The organism is Flavobacterium flabelliforme (assembly GCF_017948675.1).
Lineage (GTDB): Bacteria > Bacteroidota > Bacteroidia > Flavobacteriales > Flavobacteriaceae > Flavobacterium > Flavobacterium pygoscelis.
The window spans coordinates 58,533-76,849 of sequence record NZ_JAGFBU010000007.1 but is presented as its reverse complement, the minus strand read 5'-3'; the positions used below and the strand labels follow the sequence as shown (position 1 = coordinate 76,849).

The window sequence follows — 18,317 nt, the reverse complement described above, 5'->3', positions numbered from 1 at the left end:
ATGTACCTGAATTAATGTTGATTTACACTGTAATAATCGACTGCTTTTCTTACGCTACCAAACTCTTTTAATAGTTCGCTAGCTTTTTCATAAGGAACTTCAATTTCATCCATTATCATTTTTACACCACGATCTACTAACTTACTATTGCTTAGTTGCATATCGACCATTTTATTACCTTTTACTTTCCCTAACTGAATCATAGTGGTAGTTGTTATCATATTAAGGACAAGCTTTTGTGCAGTTCCTGCTTTCATTCTAGAACTTCCGGTAACAAATTCTGGACCTACAACTACATCTATGGGAAATTTTGCAGTTTGTGAAATCGGACTTCCTAAATTGCAGGAAATACTTCCCGTAATAATATTTCTTTTATTGCATGCTTCCAAACCAGAAATTACATAAGGCGTTGTTCCTGATGCAGCAATTCCTACTACAACATCCTTTTCGCTTATGTTATGTAGTTGTAAATCTAACCAAGCTTGTGTGGTATTGTCTTCTGCATTTTCTACTGCTTTGCGAATGGCAGTATCGCCGCCAGCAATAATTGCGATAACCAAATCGAATGCAACACCAAAGGTAGGAGGACATTCTGAGGCATCTACAATCCCTAAACGACCGGATGTTCCCGCTCCAATATAAAATAGACGGCCGCCTAATTTCATTTTGGCTACAATTACATTTATTAAATTTTCAATTTGAGGTAATGCTTTTGCAACAGCAAGTGGAACAGTTTGATCCTCTTGATTCATATTGTAAATCACATCCTTAACTGACATTTTTTCTAAATGTTGGTACTTTGAAGGCTGTTCTGTAGTCTTTGTGAAGGTCATTTTAAATACGGTTCTAAATTATATAGGGAAACTTACGATCTGTGAATGATATATTTGAGTAAATTATAAGCAATAATAAAAATTAATTTCTATTGGGAAGGTTTGTGATAAATCGCTTTTTAGCTTCAATAGAACGTTCAAATTATAAATTTATAAAAAATAGGCTAATGCAATTCCAATTACTATCATAGAAACTTTGGCGATATTAAACTTGTGTCCTTCGCTACTCTCAAAGATAATTGTAGAAGAAATATGAAATAATATTCCAATTACTATAGCTGTAATTTGGCTGTGATACTCGTTTAATCCTGTAAGATATTCTGACGCCAATGTTCCTAAAGGCGTCATCAATGCAAATGTGAGCATAAAAGCAAAAATTGCTTTCTTGTTTAAATGCGAATTGATGAAAAAAGTAGTTAAAATAATAGCTATAGGAAGATGATGAATAGCAATTCCTAATGCTAGTTTTCCGTGATCATGACCAACAGGGAAACCTTCTAAAAACGCATGGATACAAAGACTAATGAACAATAACCATGGAATATGAGAAAGGTTCGGATTTCCATGAACATGTCCGTGTTCTGCACCTTTGGAGAAAAACTCTAAAATAATTTGGAATAAAATTCCTATCATAATAAAGATTCCTGCAGTATCATTATGGACTTCACCAACGTCATGATTATGTACTGCGTACACTTCTGGCAACAAATGCATTACGGTTAAGGAAAGCAAGAAGGAACCACTAAAAGCCAAAAGTAGCTTTAGATTGGTTTTGTTTTTTGGTCTTAAAACCAAAGCAATACAATATCCTAAAAGGACCGAAAGTAAGGGTAATAGATAATTCATTTATTTAAAAATCATGATTAATCGCTCGCTTTCTGTTTTGTGGAATTTTTTTAATTTATAGTCACCAAAAATATCCAATAAGTAGATTCCGGCTTCCTCCATCAATTGTTCAAAATCTTGAAGCGTTAATGCTTTTACTTTTTCGGTAAAATGAAATTGTTGCCCTTTATCTTCAAAATCAATTTCTTTGTATATGTGACCGTCTTTCAAATAACGTTTGATGTGAAAATCAATTTCATCAACAGTTTTGGTTTCTTCTGGAACCAAAGTGTTAACAACTTGGTGCACATTCATAAAATCGATTGCTGCAAATCCATATTCAGATAGACTTTCTTTAATGGCTTTTAAAGTCGTTAAATTGTCTTCTTCATTTTCAAAATATCCAAAACTGGTAAATAAATTGAAAATTGCATCGTATTTTTCCTCAAAAGGCACTCGCATATCGTGCACTTTAAAGTGTAAGGTTTCGTTTGCATTTTTGTTCGCCTCGGCAATACTATTTTCGGATAGATCTGCACCGAGTACATCAAAACCCAGTTGATTCAAATAAATAGAGTGACGACCTTTTCCGCAGGCTAAGTCCAATACTTTTGCTTTTTCAGGAAGGTTTAGATAATGTGTTAAATTATCCATGAAAACTTGCGCTTCTCTATAGTTGCGTTCTTTATAAAGAATGTGATAATATGGTGTGTCAAACCAGGAAGAGTACCACTTTTCTGCTGGTTTTACTTGATTTTCTGTTGACAGTTTTTGAGCTTCAGACATTTATTCTTTTTCAATTAATTCGATTGATGCAAATTTAGTGTATTTTTGCAGAAAAAGAACTATTTCCCTGCGATACAAACAGAACAAAAGCATATATTTTTTTAATACTTACTCCCATAAAAAGTAGTGTTACTAAAGTACCTCTCAAAAATGTTTTTTTGTTGCTGATACAGTTAGGATTTACTTGTTGGAATTTATAGAAAAATGGAAGATAATTTTAAAATGGTTGCCAAAACCTTTTTTGGTTTTGAGGAGATATTAGCAAAAGAATTGCAAATGTTAGGCGCGCAAAATGTAGAGCAAGGCGTGAGAATGGTAAGTTTTAAGGGAGACAAAGGATTTATGTACAAAGCAAATTTAGCTTTGCGTACTGCTTTGAAAATATTAAAACCGATTTATTTTTTCAAAGCCAATAATGAACAAGCTTTATACAAAGGTATTTCTGGAGTGAATTGGTCTAAGTTAATTGGTGCCAATCAAACTTTTGTGATTGATACAACAGTACATTCTGAATATTTTAATCATTCTGAGTTTGTTTCACAAAAGTGTAAAGATGCCATTGTGGATCAATTTCGCGAAAGAACAGGTCAAAGACCAAGTATTGATAAAGTGCATCCTGATTTGCGAATTAATATTCATATTGATAAAGATCAAGTTTCTGTCGCCCTTGATACTTCTGGTAATGCTTTAAACCAGCGTGGTTATAGAACCGCTACCAATATTGCTCCTATAAATGAGGTTTTGGCTGCAGGAATTTTATTGCTTTCGGGTTGGGACGGACAAACTGATTTCTTAGATCCAATGTGTGGATCTGGAACTTTTCTTGCCGAAGCGGCGATGATTGCTTGTAATATTCCAGCAAACATTAACCGTAAAGAATTTGCTTTCGAAAAATGGAATGATTGGGATAATAATTTGTTTGACGCTATATCTGATAGTTTATTGAAACGCGTTCGTGAGTTTCATCATACGATTAAAGGATATGATAAAGCACCAAGTGCCGTTCAGAAAGCAAAAGACAATATAAAAAATGCGAATCTTGATGACTATATAACTATCGAGGAAAACAACTTTTTTGATACTGAAAAAACAACAGAAGGGAAATTGCACTTAGTGTTCAATCCGCCTTATGATGAACGATTGGATATACATATGGAGGAATTTTATAAAAGTATTGGTGACACCTTGAAGAAAAATTATCCAGGTACCAATGCTTGGATGATTACAGCCAATTTAGAAGCATTAAAATATGTGGGATTAAAGCCTTCCAGAAAAATTAAACTTTTTAATGCCGGATTAGAAGCCCGTTTGGTAAAGTACGAAATGTACGAAGGAAGTAAGAGAACAAAGTTTCAGGTGGTTCCGGAAGATAATTCAAATACACCAGATGCTAGTTTATAATTTCAAATTGTTTTTAAATTAATATAACTCAAAATTAGAAATCGGATGACTAAATTACAAATACGAGCATTTATTTATCAACTGGGATGCTTTGCAATATTATTTATTTCTGCAAGATATTTGGTGGCACAGTACACTAATTTAACTGGATTTTGGATTCCATTAACAGCATTTGCAATTGGAACACTATTATCACCAAAATTTCAAGCGATAAGAACAAAGGATGGTGAAAAATTCTACATGAAGTGGATTTTTATGAAAGGAATTAAAGAAATAGGATAGATTTTTTATCAGAAAATAAAAAAAAGGAGATACTTTCATTACGAATTTATCTCCTTTTTTATGAAATCATCTCCAAGTTATTTTTTCTCTTTGACAGGTATTTTTATTTTCTTTTTATAGATTGGTACAAAATAAGTTACGGTGTAATTAAATCCTACTCCAAAACTACCATCGTAAGTTCTATTAAAACCGGGTATGTACAAATTAGAGAAGTTTTCAGGTTCTTTATTAGTAATTAGTCGGTTTAGTCTAAGGCTAAAGCCCATAAAAACATTGTTAAATACTTTTGCTTTCACCCCGGCAACCACTTCAATCCAACTTGCAGACAATCCATCAAAACTTTTCCCTGAAGAAATTATAGGAGTTTCTCCAAAATACGGATTAGAATTGTAAATTCTGTAATTATTTAATTGCTGATTAAAAGTACTAAAACCATATCGCAATCCAATAGAGATAATGTTTTCCATATCTAGCCAGTTTTCATAAGCGTTGTAATCAAAACCAGCTTTTATGTAGGAACCTTTTGTAGTGAAATTTACACGATCATCATCTGTCGTTTTATTTTCGTTCCCTAATTCGGCAGCCAAAAAGTATTTTTTTGTTAATCGGTAATCGCCTACGAGTTCAATTCCTTTATAGTTTTTATCATATAAGGCTCTAGTGAGTTTATATAAGTCTAGACCAACTCGCACACCATACCTATCTGTTTTCTGTGTCGTTGTTAATTCTTTTTTTACTACAGGTTCTATTTCTACCAATGGCAATGGCGTACTAGGGATTTCCTGTTCTGTTTTTTCAGTGGCAGGAATATTTTTCTCTGGTAGGCTTTGTTTTGGTGTTTTGGGTTTTGGGCTAGTTTCTTGTGCCTGAACTACAGTCAACGCTAAAACGAGAAAAAAACTAAAAAAAGATCTTAATGTGTGTTTCATTTTCGTTTTCAATATTATTTTTTTCAACCGATATAAATTTCATCCATCTTTTACTAGGATCTACGGGATCGGTATGTGTATAAGGATTTGTAGGATCTAATGTGAAATTAGTTTTATAACCACACGCTCTAGAAACAAAGATTTCTTTAGTACTGTAATCAAATCGTATAATGTCTTCATCCACATTTGCTGGATTTGAATCTGCAAAATTTAATGTAAACCTATAGGTTGTATTCGTACCTACAGTTTTTAGAGGAATAGAAATGGTGTTGGCACTTGTGGTTTGTAATCCGCCAAAAAGAATACCATTTGGCATTCCTTCACCTACTACTTTTAAATTATTTACATTTTTTAAAACCGAAGGATTCAAAAAATCATAAAAACTAATCACTAGACGAGGTGTTGTAGGTGTATTTGCATCACAAATATCATCTTTTTCACAAGAAGAGAAAGTGAAGGCGAAAACCAATACCAATAAAATTATTTTTTTCATAAATCCTTAAATTCAAAAATTACTAGCAAAAAATAATCATAAAAGACAATCGTACTTTTAAAATTAATATTTCAGAGCAACATCTTCTAACGTTTACTTAATATTACCTTCTTTCTAGCAACACTACGTTTTCTACGTGATGCGTTTGCGGAAACATATCTACGGGACGGACTCTTGTTACCTTATATTTCTCGTCCATTAATGCTAAATCGCGCGCTTGTGTAGCAGAGTTACAACTTACATAAACCACTTTTTCAGGAGCAATTTTCATAATTTGTTCAATAACATCCTTATGCATACCATCTCTTGGAGGATCAGTAATAATTACGTCTGGATGACCGTGTTGAGCGATAAAATCATCATTAAATACCACTTTCATATCACCTACAAAGAACTCACAATTAGTAATTTCATTGCGTTCAGCATTTAACTTGGCATCTTTAATGGCTTCTGGAACACTTTCTACGCCAATTACTTTCTTAGCCTTTTTAGAAACAAATTGTGCAATTGTACCGGTTCCGGTATATAAATCGTAAACTATTTCATTACCTGTTAATCCAGCAAAATCTCTTGTTATTTTGTATAATTCGTATGCTTGATCTGAATTGGTTTGGTAAAAAGATTTAGCATTAATACTAAATTTTAAACCTTCCATTTCTTCCAGAATATAATCTCTACCTTTATATAATTTGATGTCCGTATCATACAAAGTATCATTTGCTTTACTATTTATAACATATTGTAAAGATGTAATTTGAGGGAATTTCTCGTAAAGATGATCAAGAAGTAATTCTCTTTTGGCTTTATCGTTTTCAAAAAACTGAATTAAAACCATGATTTCACCAGTAGAAGCAGTACGCAACATCAAAGTACGTAATAAACCTTCATGTGCTCTAGGATTAAAGAAAGTTAATCCATGTTCATTGGCAAAAGCGCGAACTTCATTGCGAATGGCATTCGATGGATCTTCTTGTAAATGACATTTGTTAATGTCTAGAATTTTGTCCCACATTTTTGGAATATGAAAACCAAGTGCATTTCTATTTCCTAAATCTTCGGTGCTTTCAATTTCTTTTTCAGTTAACCAACGGCTGTTTGAAAAGGAAAATTCCATTTTGTTTCTGTAGAAGAACTGTTTTTCTGAACCTAAAATCGGTTCGAATTCAGGAAGTTCTACTTTTCCTATGCGCTGTAAGTGATTTAATACTTCATTTTGCTTGTAATACAGTTGTTGGCTGTATTTCATATTTTGCCATTTACAACCACCACAAACTCCAAAATGTTCACAAATAGGAGTTACACGATGTTCTGAGAATTCATGAAAATGAACTGCTTTTCCTTCGTAATAGGCTTTGCGTTTTTTGAATGTTTGCACGTCTACTACATCGCCAGGAACGACATTAGGAATAAAAACTACTTTACCATCGGGAGCCTTTGCTACCGAAACGCCTTTTGCACCAGCATCAAGGACTTTTATTTGATGAAAGACAACTTTGTCTGTATTTTTCTTAGCCATAGCGCAAAAATAAGCCTTTGATTGGTTTTATAAATTCAAATTTCAAAATATTTTCAAAAACTATCTAATTTATTCTGACAAGATGCTATAAAATGCTATAAAATGCAATTTGAGTGCTAATAAAAAATAAAAGTAGAGGAGAATTCTTTAAGAAATTCTTTTAATAATTATGTTGTAGGAATGGTAATATTAAGAGTGTTAGTTTTTTAAAGATCAGATGTTTTTATTTAGGATGGGTTTTCTTAAAAGATGGAAACATTGTGAATTAATGAATAGAAAGTAAATAAAAAGTTAAAGTTCTATAATTTATAATTTTCTTAAGTAACAACTTTATAAATTTACTATGTATTTAACATTGTCTTTGAATATGGCTAAGAAAACTGCTCCTCATATTGTGAATACTTCGGCTAATCTATTAGGTTTTTGTCTTTTTGTAATCACTTCTTTGCGAATGAATGGAAGTATTATAGGGAGTAAAATAGATGAATTTACCTCTGTGATTGCAGTTTTTTTAGTACTCTCTTGTTTGTTTTCCTTTTTTTCAATTCGATCAAAATTTACTCCTCGAAAAGTTAAATTAGAAAAAATTGCTGATTTGTTTTTTATTGTCGCTTTAATAGGAATCTTGATTATAATCTTATTGATAACACTCAATTTTATTCAATAATATTTTTTTTAGAGTTGCAATCAAATTATGTTTCGTGTTGCCCCAAATAAATCAATTTCATAAAAAAAATAGATTTTAACATTTAGACTATAATATATAGAAATTAAATATTCTTCCTTTTTATAAGTACAGCAAAATGAGCGATAAAAAACAAGTTTTTCATACCGATACCCAAAAAAGATGGTTAACATTTAAATGGACGGGAAGGTTTTTTCTTTTTTTTGTTCTGTTAATGATTCCTATACTAATCCTAACTTTAGCCAGAGGAATAAAGCCAATTTTGCCTCTATTAACTAATGAAATAGAAATATTGCATCATCTTAATTCACCTATTATTCCTGCCATCATGGATAAAAAAGAATTAGAGAAATACAAGGGCTTTGAAGCTTATATAAAATCACGTGAAAAAATTAATGGATTCAAAACGGGTAAAGACATTCGTAATACAGAACAAATTCGAGCTGCTTTTTATGTAGATTGGGATCCGCAGAGTTATTATTCCTTGCAAAAAAATATCGGAAAGCTGAATATGGTAGTTCCTGAGTGGTTTTTTATTGACTCTAAAACAGACCGTTTAAAAATGGATATCGATAAGACTGCTTTAAAATTAATGAAAAAGCATAATATCAAGATAATACCTCTTATCAATAATGTCAATAGAGAAAAAGGAGCTGGTGAATTTGATGGAGAAATCATTCATCGTATTCTTACAAATCCTATTAAAAAAAAGTTACTAATCGATGATATTGTAGCTGCCTTAAAAAAATATGATTTACAAGGAGTCAATATCGACTTTGAAGAGTTTATCGAAAAAACGAATGAGCCATTGATTGCTTTCCAGAAAGAACTTTATGAAAAATTACATCCTTTAAATTACATCGTTTCTCAGGACATAATGCCTTATAATGAGGATTTTAATATAAAGGAGTTGTCAAAGTATAATGATTACCTTTTTTTGATGGCGTATGATGAACATTTTGGGAGTAGCGTTCCAGGTTCAATAAGTAGTCAGCGTTGGATCGAAAAAGTATTAGATGAAACCGCAAAAGGCATTTCTCCTAGTAAGATAATCTTGTGTTTTGCAGGTTACGGATACGATTGGTCCGCCAATATGGAAGCTAAAAATGTCACTTACCAGCAAGCGCTGTCAAATGCCAAACAATTTAATTCGGTTATAGATTTCAATAATGATACCTATAATAATTTTTACAAGTATACAGATGGTACTGTAAAACACGATGTTTATTTTACTGATGCGGCTACTAATTATAACACCATTCGGTTTGCAGATGAGTACGGAACTGCAGGAACAGCTTTATGGCGTTTGGGTAGTGAAGACGATAGGCTGTGGAGTTTTTATAATCTCAGTTTAACGAACAAAAGTTTGCTTAAAAATCCTTTTGATTTTAATAAATTAAAAATAGTTAAAACACCAAAGGCAACACCAGATTATATTGGGGAAGGTGAAGTTTTAGATGTGGTAACGGAGCCGTCTCCTGGCAGAATTTATTTAGAGGTTAATAAAGCGGAAGGGATCATTACCGAACAAAAATATGTGGAGTTGCCTACCAAATATGTAATCAAAAAATTTGGGAATGTAAAAAACCAAGTGATTCTGACTTTTGATGATGGACCAGATCCAGATTTCACCCCTCAGATTTTAGATATATTAAAGAAAGAGAAAGTACCTGCTACTTTTTTTGTAGTGGGTTTACAAGCAGAAAGTAATTTGCCACTTTTAAATCGAGTATACCAAGAAGGACATGAAATAGGAAATCACACTTTTACGCATCCTAATATCGCCTTAGTCAGTTCTGAAAGAGCTCAAGCTGAAATGGAAACTACTCGATTGCTTATAGAAGCTGTTACTGGCAGAAGCACGATTCTTTTTAGAGCGCCTTATAATGCAGATGCAGAACCTACTACCGAAGCGGAACTAAAACCTATTGCGCTTAGTAAAAAACAAAATTATTATACAATTGGAGAAAGTATTGATCCCAATGATTGGCAAAAAGGAGTTATTGCAGATAGTATTTACAATCGTGTAGTTCGTAGCTATGAGTTGAATCCTGAACGAGGAATAATATTATTTCATGATGCAGGAGGCGATCGCCAAGCCACGGTAGATGCGTTACCTCGTATTATTCATTATTTTAAAAATAAAGGAGTGCAGTTTACAACTGTTGCACATTTAATAGGAAAAACTAGAAATGAGGTGATGCCAAAAGTAAATAGTAATTTGATAGCATTAGATAATACTATATTTAGTTTTGGATATTGGTTTGGTAATTTTCTTTCAGCTGCTTTTTGGTTTGCTATTATTTTGGGATTATTACGAATTATAGCGATGGCAATAATGGCATTTATTCAAAAAAGAAGAAGTGCAAAAACTAAAGATTTTTTTAATTTACCATTAGTGAATGTTCCCTGCGTTAGTATAATTGTACCTGCTTACAATGAGGAAGTGAACATTGTAAAAACAATACAAAATTTATTACGTCAAGATTATCCTAGTTTTGACATTATTGTGGTAGATGATGGTTCTAAAGATTTAACTTATAAAAGAGCATTTGAAGCATTTGGTACAAATCATCAGGTTAAAGTTTTTTCTAAATCAAATGGAGGTAAAGCTTCGGCTTTGAATTTTGGAATTGGCAAAACAAAAAATGACTTTGTAGTTTGCATTGATGCAGACACACAACTGAAAGGAGATGCCGTTTTAGAATTGATGAAAAGGTTTTACATTCCTTTAAAAAATAATGAAATAGTAGGTGCTGTTGCTGGAAATGTGAAAGTAGGTAACGAAAACACAATGCTGGCCAAATGGCAAAGTATTGAATATACAACTTCACAAAATTTTGACCGCCGTGCCTTTGATTTAATAAATGGCATAGCCGTTGTTCCTGGTGCAATTGGTGCTTTTAGAAAAGAAGCTATTTTAAAAGTCGGTGGTTTTACCACTGATACGCTCGCAGAAGATTGTGATTTAACTATTCGAATTTTAAGAAGCGGTTATCGTATTATCAATTGTGTAGAGGCAATTGCAGTCACTGAAGCTCCAGAAACAATAAAGGAATTTATGAAACAACGTTTTCGTTGGACTTATGGTATTATGCAAGCCTTTTGGAAAAATAGAGATGCTTGTTTTAATAAGAAATACAAAGGATTAGGAATGGTTTCACTCCCTAACATCCTCTTATTTCAAATTATTCTTCCAATGATTGCTCCTTTAGCAGACTTGATTCTTATTTTTAGTTTATTATGGAATTATAATAGTTTAGAAAGCATGAGTAAAATAGGAATATATTATCTTGTCTTTATGGCTGTAGATATACTAGTGAGCGTTATTGCTTTTGGATTCGAAAAAGAAAAATTCGGAAAATTAATCTGGCTCATTCCACAACGTTTTGTGTACCGACAAATAATGTATTTTATTTTATTCAAGGCTTTAGGAAAAGCAATCAAAGGAGAAAGTCAAGGCTGGGGAGTTTTAACAAGAACTGGAAATGTAAAAACAGTCGAATAAAATTTTAAGTGTCAATTGGTAAAATTTCAAAAAAAATTAGAATAATTTACTGCATCTTAGAAATGGCTTTCCAAAGAAGTGTTATTTATCGGATTTTAAAACAAATGCTATAGCTTTCTCAGCAAGAGGTCTCATTACTTGATAACCCATTTTATTGGGATGTACGCCATCATTTGAGTATTCTTTTTTTAAACCTTCATGCGCATCAACCATAACGGAATAATAATCGATATAAACAATGTCATTACTTTGAGTATAATTTTTAATTATTTCGTTCAATGCTTTTATTTTCTCAATAGGTTGTTGATTGGGTTTCCAAGAAAAATCAATAGCGGGCAGAACCGAACAAAGGATTACTTCAATCTGATTGGCTGTAGCTAATTCTACCATCGAAAAAATATTATCTCGAATCATTTCAAGACTAGATGGACCAGTATTTCCAGCGATGTCATTAATTCCGGCAAGTATAATAACTACAGTTGGTTGTAAGGCAATCACATCGGCTCTAAAACGAACAAGCATTTGAGGGGTAGTTTGTCCACTAATACCTCGATTGATATAAGATTTATTCACAAAATAGTCCGGATCAATCATTTTCCAGAACTCAGTAATGGAATCTCCTATAAAAACCACTCTTTTTTCTTCTAATACAGGAATTGGCAACAAACTGTTTTCTTGTTGGTATTTACTTAAATTAGGCCAGTCTTGAGCTTGTTTTTTTGTTGCCATCGTTATTGACGAAAATTTGTAATTACTGTGATTTCAATTTAAGAAATAGCAAGGTGTAATGCAATTTCTAAAAACAATTTGGACAAATTTACCCTTTATCTGCCAGAATTTAAATTTAAGAGCTTTTATCTTTTATTAATTGCATCAGTACTAATAGAATAGTTAAACGCAAAATGATTATTCGATTATAGACTCTCTAATAAACGAATGTTAATTTACTAAAATTGTTTTAAAATTGAGATTTAAACTTGATTATACAATTTGTTTATCTTTAAATTTATGAAAAAAAACGATAATGAGATTGTATCAAAAACTTTCAAAGATTAATTTTTTAAAAAAGAGCTATGCTTTTAAATTTCTATTTGTTGCTTTTATTGGCATCCATATTCCGCTTATAGGAATGTTATTTTATGTTCTTTATGGCAGTAAAAATATAGCTGCAAATACTATATTATTCGTCGGACTAGTCATGACATTAATAGCGAGTGCTATTACATTATATTTTTTAAAGCATTTAATTAAACCAATTGAAATAGCCTCTAAAGCTTTAGATAATTATAGAAATGAACGAAAAGTACCCTCTTTGCCAACAGATTTTTCAGACGAAGCAGGTTTGCTAATGCGAAACATACAAAAATCAATTTTAGAGAATGAGCGTTCTTTAAGTGATAATCAAGATTTAATTTATTTGCTTTCACATGATTTTAAAAACTTCACTGGAAACTCTCAAGGTTTAGCGGAACTTATTTTAGACGAAAGTCCTTCAGAAATAGTACAAGAATATGCTCAATTAATTAAAAAAAGTACTATTCAACAGTTTGTTTTTATAGAAATATTTATAAAACTAATGAAAGATCAAGAAGAGCTTTTAAATCGTCCTCTGAAAGTAAATACAATTAGTTTGCAATCTGTTCTTGCAATAGTACGCATACAAGTCGCTCCAAAATTAATTTCTAAAAAAATTATATTAAATTCTTTTTTCCAAATTGACGAAGTGCTTTTGACAATTGAGGAGGATTTGTTGGTCAGAGTATTGGTCAATTTAATTGATAACGCTATTAAGTTTTCATTTCCAGAAAGTGAGATTCAATTTACCGCAAGTAAAATTGACAATAAGATTGCTCTTGTAGTTTCTGATTCCGGAATTGGATTTAACCTAAATGACAAAGAGGAACTATATAAAAGATTTACAACTCGAAGTAGGGTAGGAACATCAAACGAACCTTCAACAGGAATAGGATTGTACTTGTGTAAAAAAATAGTTGAGAAGTATCAGGGAAACTTGATTTTAGAAAGTCAAGGTGTTAATAAAGGATCTACATTTTCTGTGCTTTTTACTAGCTTTTAATCGACGTTTAATGCTTTAAAATTTCGTTAAAAAGAGTATTTTTAAAAGAAAAATAGGATTAAATGAGCTAAATTTGAGAGAATGTAGATTTTTAATGAGACAGGATTTTTTTAAGTGAAAGAAAAACTAGACTCTCAATATTTTAAAATCTAAATTTAAATTAAAAACATATTTATTAAAATTTATTTAAAAATACAAGTATTATGAAAAGAAATGCAACCGCAGTATGGAATGGTTCACTAAAAGAAGGAGCCGGAAAATTAACAACACAAACTACAACGCTAAAAGACTCTCAATATTCATTTAAATCTCGTTTTGAAGAAGGAGTAGGTACCAATCCTGAAGAATTGATTGCTGCAGCACATGCAGGTTGTTATACAATGCAATTGACTGCTTATTTAAGCGAAGATGGTTTTAAAGTAGAAAGTATTGAATCAAAATGTGATATTGATTTACAAGAAGGAACAATTGTTACTTCTCACATAACAATACACGCAAAAATAAAAGATATTGCTGAAGACGTTTTTCAACAATATGTTACGAAAGCAGAGAAAAATTGTCCTGTTTCTAAGGTGTTAAATGCAGCTATTTCTACAACTGCTACTTTAGCTTAAAAACTGATTTTCTTTTATATAAAAAAGGCTTGATTTATAGTACAATCAAGCCTTTTTTGTATTGTATTAAGAAGATCTATTCAAATAAATCAGAAGATAGGTAACGATCACCACGATCGCAAATAATGGCTACAATTACTCCTGATTCTAAAGTGTTCGCTATTTTTATTGCCGCAGCAACAGAGCCACCACTACTCATTCCTGCAAAAACACCTTCTTCAAGTGCCAGACGTTTGGTCATTTCACGAGCTTCTTTTTCAGAAACTTCAATGATTGTATCTACTTTCGAAGCGTCAAAAATCTTAGGCAAGTATTCTTGAGGCCATTTTCTAATTCCTGGAATTTGTGAGCCATCGCTAGGTTGTGCTCCTACGATTTGGATATTACTATTCTTTTCTTTCAAATAGGCAGACGTTCCGATGATTGTTCCAGTGGTTCCCATAGCAGATACAAAATGAGTTACTGTACCTTCGGTATCATTCCATATTTCTGGACCTGTTGTTTTATAATGTGCTTTCCAGTTGTCATCGTTGGCAAACTGATTGAGCATGATATAGCCGCCTTCAGCGACTTTTTTATCAGCGTAATCTCTAGAACCAATTATTCCCGTGCTAGCGGGCGTTAAAATGACTGTAGCGCCATATGCTCGCATAGTTTGGGTACGCTCTTTTGTAGAATCCTCAGGAAGTATTAATTCTATTTCTAAATTAAACAGTTGTGCAATCATTGCCAATGCAATTCCGGTGTTCCCACTAGTGGCTTCAATAAGTTTATCTCCTTTCTTGATTTCACCTCTTTCTAAGGCGGATTTAATCATGTTATAAGCAGCACGATCCTTAACGCTACCTCCAGGATTATTTCCTTCTAATTTGAGTAAAAGTTTTACATTTTTGTTTTGTACCAAGTTCGTAGATTCTACCAACGGCGTATTTCCTATAAGGTCTAGTATTTTATGTGATTTCATTCTGTATTGTATTCGTATGTTTTTTTAAGATCACCACCAAATAGTGAAGAGGATAGTGCTAATTGTTTTATGAATAATATTTGTAAAGTAAAACTGTTATAAACAGCAACAACCAAGATATAAAGGGATGTATTTAGAATTGAATGGCATTGTATAAATTTTATAAAGAAAATCAAAGATATTGAACTTTGTCGATATATCGTAATGCGGTTATTTAGAGATTTTGAAGTTTTTATAAAAAGTAAAAATTTTTCATCAAAAGATATTTTTAGAAACCTCAAAAACTTTACAATATGAAAAAGTATATTTAATCGATCTTTTTCTAAATTAGCAATTAAATACAATTTCATGAAAAATAATTTGACTTTTATAAGTGATGTTTCAAAGAAGGAATTTCCAATTGATGATAAGATTTCTGGCAAAGCGGTACGAGATCCAATTTTTGCATTAATTCAGACTGACTTTCCAGAATTTGATGAAAATAAATTTCTATCGGTTTCAGAACTCAATATGTATCGTGAGAAATACATCTCTAATTATTTAGCGGTAGAAATTGGAGAACTTTCTAATTTAGAAAATAAAGTTATTGGATCCCTAAAAAAAGATGTTTCATTAGTGAGTAGTGTAGAAGACGAAGTAGGTGATCGAACTTTTGGACAGAAGGTCGCAGATAGTGTAGCTGCGTTTGGAGGAAGTTGGAAATTTATCATCATGTTTGGTGTTTTTATCCTGTTGTGGATAATGGCAAATATTTATCTTTTGGTAGATAAAGGATTTGATCCCTATCCATTTATTTTGCTAAATTTAATCTTGTCATGTTTGGCTGCATTACAAGCTCCAGTAATTATGATGAGCCAAAATCGTCAGGAAGAAAAAGACAGGGAAAGAGCAAAGAAAGATTATATGATTAATTTAAAATCGGAACTTGAAATCAGAATGCTTCATGAAAAATTAGATCATTTGATTATGCATCAACAAGAAGAATTAATTGAGATTCAAAAAGTACAAATCGAAATGATGAATGATATTTTATCTAGAATAAAATAATTTTTTTCAGTTCAAAAAAAAGTAAAAAGGAAACCCTTTTAATAGTGTTTAAAAAAATAACCGCCAACCATAAAAGCACCATTTAGAACAGCAGAAACTACGATTAATTTTTTATAGTTTCTGTTGGTGTCAATAAAATTTAAACCTAAAATTGCTAGAAAAAAAAGGGTGGTTAGCAGAGCAGGATACATCTTAAAAGATTCTATAAAATCACCTTCTAAAAGCAGTAAAAAACTACGTTGAAAACCACAGCCCAAACACTCTATTCCAAAGAGTGTTTTACTTAAACAAGGGAACATATATTTTTCTAAATCCAATGGTTTTGTTTTTTACAATTTTACAAAAAAATAACTAACGGCTCAAATAATAAATAGGCAATTTTAAATTCATTACTTTTGGAATCTGATAATTTAAAAGATGAAAAAGTTTATAATCCCCATAATGATTGTTGCAATAATGGTTGCCTTGTACCAACAGGCGAGTGCCGAAAAAAACGTGTACATTATGGTTGTTGCAATTGTAATTTTTATGATTGGAATGATGAAGTTAAGTGCCAAAACACCTAGTAAAAATCAAGATAAAGAAGACGAAAATGTTTAGTAAAGGAGATAAAGTTTCTGTGCTTGATGAAGCCATGGATGGAGTAGTGTTGTCAGTCAAAGAGAACCAATTTACGATAGAAACAAAGGACGGATTCGTGATGACATTTTTTGTCAATGAATTGCTTAAAATAAACGATTCCAGCAACTTACTAGATTCTATTAGAAGAATAAATGTAAGTGAGATTTCAAAGGAAAAAGAAATCCCAAAAGCACGAAGTTTTGTCAAAGAGAAAAAATCTAGACACGAAATTCCTGCTCCAGAGTTTGATTTGCACATCGAAAAACTAGTACCAAACAAACGCGGAATGTCAAATTATGATATCCTAACTTTACAAACAGAAACAGCTAAACGCCACATCGAATTTGCGATTAGAAATAGAATTCCGAAGATTGTTTTTATACATGGTGTTGGCGAAGGTATTCTAAAAGCAGAGCTGGATTTCTTGTTAGGACGATATGATAATATTGCTTTTGCAGAAGGTAATTATCAAAAGTATGGACAAGGAGCTACGGAGGTTTTTATAAAACAGAGTGCGATGTAAAATGTTTTTCTAATTCGGAAGCCAAATAAAAAAGGTTCAATTTTAAGAGAATTTCAAATTGAAAATTCTCTTAAAATCGAACCTTTTTTGATGTTGAAATAGTGCTTTTTATTAGCCTATTTTTAGTCAATTTTATAGCATTAATTAGTAGTCAATAATTCTCCATAAATGAAATTATCGCCTAATAGAAAATCACTATTCCCTTTCTTTAATTTTGCTTTTTTGATAACCAAAGTATGCTTAAAACCGTTGCCAAAAACCGTAGTTGTTACTTCGATAATTCCGCTAGTATTTGCAACTCCAGCGACTGCAACCCACTCTTCAAGAACAGGTGGGCTTGCTGGAAAAGCAGTGTTGCAAAAATAATCATCGGTCAATAATCCAGAGAATAATCGGTAGGTAAGTTTGTTTTTTGTATCACTTATCAAACCAGTTCTTGGGGTGTTTAGTGGTGTAGCTGCATTCACAATTAAGCTAGGATCTATGTCAAGAATTAGCGCTTCGCTACTATTTTTATCATAAACTTGTTTCGAACTAGAGCATTGTTTAAGCACTTTAGTGAAGGCCAATGGTAAAGCTGTAGCGCTTATAACATAGTCTCCAAAAGGGAAAGTTTCATATACTTGTTCGCCGTTTGCTTTGCTAAAAGTAACATTTCTAAAAGTTATATTGTGATTGTATCCTGTGATTTTCGAACTGTTATCCGTTGTATTTACTGTTTTTTTTGCAGTGCTATTAATCACTATTTGTCCACCAGTAGCAGTCCATTGATCTGTTACAATTGGTGTAGCCGGAGGAATCAATTCGCAAATCGTTGAAGACGTTAATTTATCATTATACAACCGATAAATAAGACGATTGGTATCACTAATTAAAACTGTTTGAGAACTTGTTTCAGTAGGAAAAACAATTTTAGTAGCCTCAAAAATTAAGGATTCGTTATCTTTTAATTTATAAAGTAACTGATTTGTAGTACATTTTTGAACTTCAACAGCATCAAAACTGATGCTTTCTTGTGTTAAATCTCCATCATCACAGCTGTTTAAGACTAATGTGAAAACCAATAAACTTAGGATTTTTTTCATTTTTATAATATTTGTAACAAAAATAGAATTTTAATTTGTTCGAAATACATTCCTGTTTAAAAATAGCCTATATGATCTAAGTTATGCCTTGATTAATTATTGATTATTACTGAAAATACTAGGTACAT

At 31.8% G+C, this 18,317-nt stretch carries 19 protein-coding genes; 9 read left to right on the top strand and 10 right to left on the bottom strand.

What is annotated here, in order from left to right; translation table 11 throughout:
• Positions 1-11 precede the first annotated feature (11 nt).
• From murQ to J3S90_RS14565, 3 genes are all read right to left on the bottom strand, one after another.
• Positions 12-833, bottom strand: a complete 822-nt coding sequence (murQ, locus tag J3S90_RS14575) for an N-acetylmuramic acid 6-phosphate etherase (RefSeq protein WP_210646799.1) — start codon at positions 831-833, stop codon at positions 12-14.
• 150 nt (positions 834-983) lie between these two features.
• Entirely contained in the window at positions 984-1,679 is a 696-nt protein-coding gene (locus J3S90_RS14570; protein ID WP_188051530.1) for a ZIP family metal transporter, read from the bottom strand.
• Complete coding sequence (locus tag J3S90_RS14565) at positions 1,680-2,444, bottom strand: class I SAM-dependent methyltransferase (RefSeq protein ID WP_188051529.1); 765 nt, start codon at positions 2,442-2,444, stop codon at positions 1,680-1,682.
• A gap of 204 nt (positions 2,445-2,648) precedes the next feature.
• Here J3S90_RS14565 and J3S90_RS14560 point away from each other — a divergent pair, with 204 nt between their 5' ends.
• A complete protein-coding gene (locus J3S90_RS14560; protein ID WP_210646798.1) occupies positions 2,649-3,845 on the top strand; it encodes a THUMP domain-containing class I SAM-dependent RNA methyltransferase in 1,197 nt (398 codons plus the stop codon).
• Positions 3,846-3,890: 45 nt separating this feature from the next.
• Positions 3,891-4,127 (top strand): hypothetical protein, encoded by a 237-nt coding sequence (locus J3S90_RS14555; RefSeq protein WP_188051527.1) that lies wholly within the window; start codon positions 3,891-3,893, stop codon positions 4,125-4,127.
• 77 nt (positions 4,128-4,204) lie between these two features.
• On the opposite strand, the gene J3S90_RS14550 is transcribed toward J3S90_RS14555, so the two are convergent.
• From J3S90_RS14550 to rlmD, 3 genes are all read right to left on the bottom strand, one after another.
• Positions 4,205-5,056: a DUF6048 family protein gene (locus tag J3S90_RS14550; protein WP_210646797.1), complete on the bottom strand. Its 852-nt coding sequence runs from the start codon at positions 5,054-5,056 to the stop codon at positions 4,205-4,207.
• Positions 5,028-5,549 (bottom strand): DUF6452 family protein, encoded by a 522-nt coding sequence (locus J3S90_RS14545; RefSeq protein WP_188051525.1) that lies wholly within the window; start codon positions 5,547-5,549, stop codon positions 5,028-5,030. Before J3S90_RS14545 ends, J3S90_RS14550 begins: the two co-directional genes overlap by 29 nt.
• Before the next feature lie 103 nt (positions 5,550-5,652).
• Complete coding sequence (rlmD, locus tag J3S90_RS14540) at positions 5,653-7,065, bottom strand: 23S rRNA (uracil(1939)-C(5))-methyltransferase RlmD (protein ID WP_210646796.1); 1,413 nt, start codon at positions 7,063-7,065, stop codon at positions 5,653-5,655.
• Positions 7,066-7,408: 343 nt separating this feature from the next.
• On the opposite strand from rlmD, the gene J3S90_RS14535 reads away from it, so the two are divergent.
• Together J3S90_RS14535 and J3S90_RS14530 are read left to right on the top strand one after the other, a co-directional pair.
• A complete protein-coding gene (locus tag J3S90_RS14535; protein ID WP_236023974.1) occupies positions 7,409-7,732 on the top strand; it encodes a hypothetical protein in 324 nt (107 codons plus the stop codon).
• Positions 7,733-7,868: 136 nt separating this feature from the next.
• Positions 7,869-11,258, top strand: coding sequence for a polysaccharide deacetylase family protein (locus tag J3S90_RS14530; RefSeq protein ID WP_210646795.1), 3,390 nt, complete (start codon positions 7,869-7,871; stop codon positions 11,256-11,258).
• 81 nt (positions 11,259-11,339) lie between these two features.
• Here J3S90_RS14530 and J3S90_RS14525 read toward each other — a convergent pair whose 3' ends face one another.
• Complete coding sequence (locus J3S90_RS14525) at positions 11,340-11,987, bottom strand: SGNH/GDSL hydrolase family protein (RefSeq protein WP_210646794.1); 648 nt, start codon at positions 11,985-11,987, stop codon at positions 11,340-11,342.
• A 295-nt stretch (positions 11,988-12,282) separates the two neighbouring features.
• On the opposite strand from J3S90_RS14525, the gene J3S90_RS14520 reads away from it, so the two are divergent.
• Both J3S90_RS14520 and J3S90_RS14515 read left to right on the top strand, forming a co-directional pair.
• The gene (locus tag J3S90_RS14520) at positions 12,283-13,335 is read left to right on the top strand and encodes a sensor histidine kinase (RefSeq protein ID WP_210646793.1); all 1,053 of its coding nucleotides are present in this window, start codon (positions 12,283-12,285) and stop codon (positions 13,333-13,335) included.
• 203 nt (positions 13,336-13,538) lie between these two features.
• Complete coding sequence (locus J3S90_RS14515; RefSeq protein ID WP_210646792.1) at positions 13,539-13,949, top strand: OsmC family peroxiredoxin; 411 nt, start codon at positions 13,539-13,541, stop codon at positions 13,947-13,949.
• 76 nt (positions 13,950-14,025) lie between these two features.
• Here the strand turns inward: J3S90_RS14515 and cysM are convergent, their stop codons facing one another.
• Positions 14,026-14,913, bottom strand: coding sequence for a cysteine synthase CysM (gene cysM / locus J3S90_RS14510; protein WP_210646791.1), 888 nt, complete (start codon positions 14,911-14,913; stop codon positions 14,026-14,028).
• A 348-nt stretch (positions 14,914-15,261) separates the two neighbouring features.
• Between cysM and J3S90_RS14505 the strand changes: the two genes are divergently transcribed.
• Positions 15,262-15,960: a DUF1003 domain-containing protein gene (locus J3S90_RS14505; protein ID WP_188051519.1), complete on the top strand. Its 699-nt coding sequence runs from the start codon at positions 15,262-15,264 to the stop codon at positions 15,958-15,960.
• A 38-nt stretch (positions 15,961-15,998) separates the two neighbouring features.
• Here the strand turns inward: J3S90_RS14505 and J3S90_RS14500 are convergent, their stop codons facing one another.
• A complete protein-coding gene (locus J3S90_RS14500; protein ID WP_188051518.1) occupies positions 15,999-16,277 on the bottom strand; it encodes a DUF2752 domain-containing protein in 279 nt (92 codons plus the stop codon).
• 100 nt (positions 16,278-16,377) lie between these two features.
• On the opposite strand from J3S90_RS14500, the gene J3S90_RS14495 reads away from it, so the two are divergent.
• Together J3S90_RS14495 and J3S90_RS14490 are read left to right on the top strand one after the other, a co-directional pair.
• Positions 16,378-16,560 carry a hypothetical protein gene (locus tag J3S90_RS14495; RefSeq protein ID WP_210646790.1) on the top strand — a complete coding sequence of 61 codons (183 nt, stop codon included), beginning with the start codon at positions 16,378-16,380 and terminating at the stop codon, positions 16,558-16,560.
• A complete protein-coding gene (locus J3S90_RS14490) occupies positions 16,553-17,104 on the top strand; it encodes a Smr/MutS family protein (RefSeq protein ID WP_210646789.1) in 552 nt (183 codons plus the stop codon). Before J3S90_RS14495 ends, J3S90_RS14490 begins: the two co-directional genes overlap by 8 nt.
• Before the next feature lie 140 nt (positions 17,105-17,244).
• On the opposite strand, the gene J3S90_RS14485 is transcribed toward J3S90_RS14490, so the two are convergent.
• Positions 17,245-18,189: a hypothetical protein gene (locus tag J3S90_RS14485; RefSeq protein WP_210646788.1), complete on the bottom strand. Its 945-nt coding sequence runs from the start codon at positions 18,187-18,189 to the stop codon at positions 17,245-17,247.
• Between the last annotated feature and the right edge of the window lie 128 nt (positions 18,190-18,317).

Bases quoted from the DNA above. Each gene is read 5' to 3' on its own strand.
- J3S90_RS14550 (WP_210646797.1), bottom strand. From the start codon at position 5,056: ATGAAACACACATTAAGATCTTTTTTTAGTTTTTTTCTCGTTTTAGCG.
- J3S90_RS14520 (WP_210646793.1), top strand. From the start codon at position 12,283: ATGAGATTGTATCAAAAACTTTCAAAGATTAATTTTTTAAAAAAGAGC.
- J3S90_RS14560 (WP_210646798.1), top strand. From the start codon at position 2,649: ATGGAAGATAATTTTAAAATGGTTGCCAAAACCTTTTTTGGTTTTGAG.
- J3S90_RS14530 (WP_210646795.1), top strand. From the start codon at position 7,869: ATGAGCGATAAAAAACAAGTTTTTCATACCGATACCCAAAAAAGATGG.
- murQ (WP_210646799.1), bottom strand. From the start codon at position 833: ATGACCTTCACAAAGACTACAGAACAGCCTTCAAAGTACCAACATTTA.
- J3S90_RS14565 (WP_188051529.1), bottom strand. From the start codon at position 2,444: ATGTCTGAAGCTCAAAAACTGTCAACAGAAAATCAAGTAAAACCAGCA.
- J3S90_RS14515 (WP_210646792.1), top strand. From the start codon at position 13,539: ATGAAAAGAAATGCAACCGCAGTATGGAATGGTTCACTAAAAGAAGGA.
- J3S90_RS14555 (WP_188051527.1), top strand. From the start codon at position 3,891: ATGACTAAATTACAAATACGAGCATTTATTTATCAACTGGGATGCTTT.
- J3S90_RS14535 (WP_236023974.1), top strand. From the start codon at position 7,409: ATGTATTTAACATTGTCTTTGAATATGGCTAAGAAAACTGCTCCTCAT.
- J3S90_RS14545 (WP_188051525.1), bottom strand. From the start codon at position 5,549: ATGAAAAAAATAATTTTATTGGTATTGGTTTTCGCCTTCACTTTCTCT.
- J3S90_RS14485 (WP_210646788.1), bottom strand. From the start codon at position 18,189: ATGAAAAAAATCCTAAGTTTATTGGTTTTCACATTAGTCTTAAACAGC.
- J3S90_RS14525 (WP_210646794.1), bottom strand. From the start codon at position 11,987: ATGGCAACAAAAAAACAAGCTCAAGACTGGCCTAATTTAAGTAAATAC.
- J3S90_RS14490 (WP_210646789.1), top strand. From the start codon at position 16,553: ATGTTTAGTAAAGGAGATAAAGTTTCTGTGCTTGATGAAGCCATGGAT.
- J3S90_RS14505 (WP_188051519.1), top strand. From the start codon at position 15,262: ATGAAAAATAATTTGACTTTTATAAGTGATGTTTCAAAGAAGGAATTT.
- cysM (WP_210646791.1), bottom strand. From the start codon at position 14,913: ATGAAATCACATAAAATACTAGACCTTATAGGAAATACGCCGTTGGTA.
- J3S90_RS14570 (WP_188051530.1), bottom strand. From the start codon at position 1,679: ATGAATTATCTATTACCCTTACTTTCGGTCCTTTTAGGATATTGTATT.
- rlmD (WP_210646796.1), bottom strand. From the start codon at position 7,065: ATGGCTAAGAAAAATACAGACAAAGTTGTCTTTCATCAAATAAAAGTC.
- J3S90_RS14495 (WP_210646790.1), top strand. From the start codon at position 16,378: ATGAAAAAGTTTATAATCCCCATAATGATTGTTGCAATAATGGTTGCC.